This is a genomic window from Streptomyces sp. YS-3 (assembly GCF_045257485.1).
Taxonomy (GTDB): domain Bacteria; phylum Actinomycetota; class Actinomycetes; order Streptomycetales; family Streptomycetaceae; genus Streptomyces.
On sequence record NZ_JBJHPC010000550.1, the window covers coordinates 1 to 4,758 of the forward strand.

4 protein-coding genes are annotated in these 4,758 nt (G+C 71.9%); 1 reads left to right on the forward strand and 3 read right to left on the reverse strand.

Features of this window, described 5'->3' with window-relative positions:
- Both ACJA3G_RS30395 and ligD read right to left on the reverse strand, forming a co-directional pair.
- The coding region (locus tag ACJA3G_RS30395; RefSeq protein ID WP_406556254.1) for an RNA ligase family protein at nt 1-743 on the reverse strand (743 nt) is incomplete at its 3' end.
- Nucleotides 740-1,624, reverse strand: coding sequence for a non-homologous end-joining DNA ligase (gene ligD / locus ACJA3G_RS30400; RefSeq protein ID WP_406556255.1), 885 nt, complete (start codon nt 1,622-1,624; stop codon nt 740-742). The genes ligD and ACJA3G_RS30395, both read right to left, overlap by 4 nt.
- A gap of 40 nt (nt 1,625-1,664) precedes the next feature.
- Here ligD and ACJA3G_RS30405 point away from each other — a divergent pair, with 40 nt between their 5' ends.
- The gene (locus tag ACJA3G_RS30405; protein WP_406556256.1) at nt 1,665-2,744 is read left to right on the forward strand and encodes a Ku protein; all 1,080 of its coding nucleotides are present in this window, start codon (nt 1,665-1,667) and stop codon (nt 2,742-2,744) included.
- Nucleotides 2,745-2,807: 63 nt separating this feature from the next.
- Here the strand turns inward: ACJA3G_RS30405 and ACJA3G_RS30410 are convergent, their stop codons facing one another.
- Nucleotides 2,808-4,562, reverse strand: a complete 1,755-nt coding sequence (locus tag ACJA3G_RS30410; protein WP_406556257.1) for an MFS transporter — start codon at nt 4,560-4,562, stop codon at nt 2,808-2,810.
- Nucleotides 4,563-4,758 lie beyond the last annotated feature (196 nt).

Genomic DNA, 4,758 nt, shown 5'->3' on the forward strand with positions numbered 1-4,758 from the left:
GGTACGTGGGCCCGGCCCGCCTCCGCCCGCAGCGCCGACGACAGCGGGGTCGACACCGTCACCGCGTCGTCCCCGGGCAGCACCAGCACCAGCGCGCTGGGCCGCCGCGCCGGGCCCACGTACCCGACCACCACCCCCTCCCACGTCTCGGTGTGCCGCACCTTCCGCCAGGCCCGGGTCCCGCCCCGGTAGGAGGAGTCGTCCCGTTTGGCCACCAGGCCCTCGATGCCGCTCGCGGGGAGCGCCTCGTACCAGGTCAGGGCCGTCTCGATGTCGGAGGTCGCCGGGACCGGCTGGAGCGGGGGGCCCAGCGGGGCCAGCAGGGACACCAGGCGGGCGCGGCGCTCGCCGTACGGCAGTCGGCGTACGTCCTCGCCCCGGTCGGCGAGGACGTCGAAGGCCGCGTACGACGCCGGCAGCCGCGCCGCCAGCAGCGCGGCGCGCGCGGCCGTGGCCGCCGCCCGGCGCTGCACCGCCGCGAAGTCCGTGCGCCCCTCCGTCCACACCACCACCTCCCCGTCGAGCACGCACCCCGCCGGCACCTCCAGCGCCGCCGCCACCAGGTCGGGGAACGCGGCCGTGACCACCCGGCCCGACCGGGCCTGGAGCACCACCCCGGACGCCTCCCGGAACACCACCATCCGGTGGCCGTCGAACTTGGGCTCGTACCACCAGCCCGGCCCGCGCGGCAGCTCCCGTACCGACCGCGCCAGCGCCACCCGTACCGGCGGTCGCACGCTCACGGCAGCCGTCCCGCCCGGTTGAGGTTGATCAGGGGGCCCAGCAGGTCCCCGTCCGCCGACAGCCTCGGTTCGATGTCCCCGAGGAGGAAGACCAGGTCCTGGGGCGCGCGGCAGGACTCCACCTCCGCCCAGGACACCGGCGCCGACACCGTCGGCCGCTCCCGCGCCCGGAGCGTGTACGGCGCCGCCGTCGTCTTCGCCGCCGCGTTCTGGCTGTGGTCGACGAACACCTTGCCGGGCCGCAGCGCCTTCGCCATCCGGTGCGTGACCAGGTCGGGAAGGGCCGCCTCCGCCTCCTGCGCCAGCCCCTTGGCGTACCGCGAGACGTGCTCGGACGCGGTCGGCTCCAGCGGGACGAGCAGATGCAGGCCCTTGGAGCCGGAGGTCTTGGCGTACGCGTGCAGGGCGTCCGCCGCGAGCCGCTCGCGCAGCCAGCGCGCCACCGCGCAGCACTCCACCACCGTCGCCGGGGCCCCCGGGTCCAGGTCGAAGACCATCCGGTCGGCCCGCGCGGGCGCGTCCGCCTGCCACTGCGGGGTGTGGAACTCCACCACCAGGTTCGCCGCCCACATCAGGGTCGACAGGTCCGGGACGGTCACCTGGCGCGCGCCGCTGTCCTCGGAGCGCGGGACCGCGGCGGTCTTCACCCAGGAGGGCGTGCCGGGCGGGGGATTCTTGGTGAAGAAGAGCTGGCCGTCGGGGCCGTCCGGGTAGCGCAGGAAGGACACCGGCCGGTTGTGCAGATGGGCCAGGAGCGCGCCCGCGACGGAGGCGTAGTAGTGCAGCACCTCGCCCTTGGTGGTGCCGGTCGCCGGGTACAGCACCTTCTCCAGACGGGAGAGCGCCACGCGTCGCCCCTCCACCCACGTGATCGGCGTCATACGATGAGAATCCCACTAATCCCGGCATAGAGGACGAATAGTGCGATCCATATGGAACGGTGCGATCTCATTTGGGCTGGTCAGCATTCCGATCAAGCTCTACAACGCGACCGAGAGCCATTCGATCTCGTTCCGGCAGATCCACACGGAGGACGGCGGACGGGTCCGCTACCGCAAGGTGTGCGAGCTGGACGGCGAGGAGCTGGACGCCTCGGAGATCGGCAAGGCGTACGAGGACGCCGACGGGTCGCTGGTGCCCATCAGCGACGACGACCTGGCCGCGCTGCCGCTGCCCACCGCCAGGACCATCGAGATCGTCGCGTTCGTCCCGTCCGACTCCATCGACCCGCTCCAGATCGACGCGGCGTACTACCTGAGCGCCAGCGGGGTCCCGGCGGCCAAGCCGTACACCCTGCTCAGGGAGGCGCTCAAGCGCAGCCGCAAGGTGGCCATCGCCAAGTTCGCGCTGCGCGGGCGTGAGCGGCTGGGGATGCTGCGGGTCGTGGACGACGTCATCGCCATGCACGGGCTGCTCTGGCCGGACGAGATCCGCACCCCCGAGGGCGTCGCCCCGGACAGCGACGTCAAGGTGCGCGACGCCGAGCTCGATCTGGCCGACGCCCTGATGGACACCCTCGGCGAGGTCGACGTGGACACCCTGCACGACGACTACCGGGAGGCGGTGGAGGCCCTGATCGCCTCCAAGGCGGGCGGCGCGCTGCCCCCGTCCGAGGCGCCCGAGTCCCCGCGCGGCGGCAAGGTCATCGACCTGATGGCCGCGCTGGAGAGCAGTGTGCGCGCCGCGAAGGAGGCGCGCGGCGAGGAGGCCGGGGAGCCGGCCGGGGCGCGGGCCGAGGTCACCGAGCTGAAGCCGCGCAAGACGGCCGCCCGCAAGACGGCCCCGGCGAAGAAGACCGCGAAGAGCACGGGCCGGGACAGCGCGAAGAGCACCGGCAGGGCAGCCGCCAAGTCGACCGCCACCAAGTCGGCCTCGAAGACCGCCAAGAAGACGGCGGCGTCCCCCAAGTCCTCCTCGGCGGGCGCCAAGAAGTCCACCTCGACGGCGGCCAAGAAGACGGCCGCGAAGAAGACGACTCCCCGCAAGCGCGCGTCGGCCTGAGCGACCGGCGTACGTCCGCGGGGAGTCGGGGGTGCACCGGGGCGGTGTGTCAGCGCCGGGGCGTCACACTCCCCGGGCGACGGGCTCGCCCAGCGCCTCCAGCTCCGCGTCGAGGTCGCGCGCGTGCACCTCGCGGGGCAGCGCGAACATGCCGAGCGCCACCAGCACCAGGATGCCGACCCCGTACCAGAGGCTGAGGTCGAAGCTCTTGACGAAGTTGTGGCTCACGGCCTCCTGGCCCTGCCGGGTCAGGATCGGCTGGACCTTGTCGGCGCCGGGCACCGAGGACGGCTTGCAGCTGGCCGGGACCTTGGTCGGGTCCGACTCGGCCGACCGGTCGTGCACACACGCCCGGAAGCCCTTGACGATGTCGTCGACGCCGCCCGCCGGGACGCCCGCGGCCACCAGCTCCTGGCGCAGGGCCGGGGTGACCTTGTCGACGCCGTGGTCGGAGTCGCTGGAGAGGTGGCCGAAGAAGAGCACCCCGACCAGCGCGACACCGAGCGCCATACCGACCTGCTGGGTGGTGCCGAGGAGACCGGAGGCGGAACCCGCGTCCTTGGCGGGCACCTTGGTGAGGATCGCGTCGATCATCGGGGCCACCACCAGACCGAAGCCGAAGCCGGTGACGACCAGCGGCGCGATCATCTGCCAGGACGGGATGCCCGGGCCGTAGTGGTGGGCGACGAAGATGTACGCGGCGAAGCCCAGCGCGTTCAGGAGCGCGCCGCCGATCAGCGTGAGGCGCCCGATGCGCGGGGTGAACACCTCGACCGCGAGACCCGAGCCCGCCGCCGCGCCGACCGCGAAGGCCGCGCCGGTCAGACCGGCGCGCATGGGGGACCAGCCGAGCCCCAGCTGCATGTACAGCGTCCATACCAGGAAGAAGCCGCCGAGCGCGATCCAGAACAGCGTCCACACCAGCATGCCCGCGGTGAACGCCCGCTCCTTGAAGAGGCTGAGCACCACCAGCGGCGAGCCCACGGTCCGGGTGCGGTGGCGCTCGAAGACGACCAGGATGCCGAAGACCACGACCGAGCCCGCCATCAGGAGGTACGTCCACAGCGGCCAGCCGAGCGTACGGCCCTCGGCGAGCGGATAGACCAGCATCAGGATGCCGGTCACGGCGATGACCACGCCGACCGGGTCGAGCTTGGGCGCGGCGGGCGACTTGGAGTCGCGGACGAAGAACCAGGCGGCGATGAAGGCGCCGATGCCCACCGGGATGTTGACCAGGAAGATCGGACGCCACTCCAGGTCCGCGATGTTCGCGTCGACCAGCACACCGCCGACGATCAGACCGGCCACCGAGGCGGAGCCGAGCACACCGCCCCAGATGCCGAGCACCTTGCCGCGCTCCTCGGACGGGAACGTGACATGGATGATCGCCAGGATCTGAGGAACCATCAGTCCGGCCATGGCGCCCTGGAGGAAGCGCGCGGCGATGAGCATGCCGGGACCGCCGGCCACACCGCAGAGGGCCGAGGCGACGGTGAAGCCCGCCACGCCGATCAGGAACATCTTCTTGCGGCCGTAGATGTCACCGAGCCGGCCGCCGGTGATCAGCAGGGCGGCGAAGCCCAGGACATAGCCGGCCACGACCCACTCGATCTGGGTGTAGTCGGCGTGCAGGTCCTTCTGGATGCTCGGGATGACGACGTTGACGATCGTCACGTCGAGCATGTCCATGAACCCGGCCACCAGCACGATGATCAGGGCGAGCCAGCGGCGGGGGTCGAGCGCAGGCGCTTCGCCGGACGCCTCTCCCGCGCGGCTTCCGCCGGGCAGGTCGGCTCCGGCGTGGGTGTCGTGAGTCATGGCGTTTCTACCTCTGGCCGATCGTGGTGACCGAAGCCGTCCCAGCCCGGTCGTGACGGATGGAGCGTGATGAAACGAGTGCCATATGTGGATCTCCTTGCCACCGCGGCAGGAAAACGTGTGTCACCGAGATGACGACGCAGGGTCGGGGCGTGTGACTTTCCGCAGGTCACGCCCCTGATGCGGCCCCAAAGGG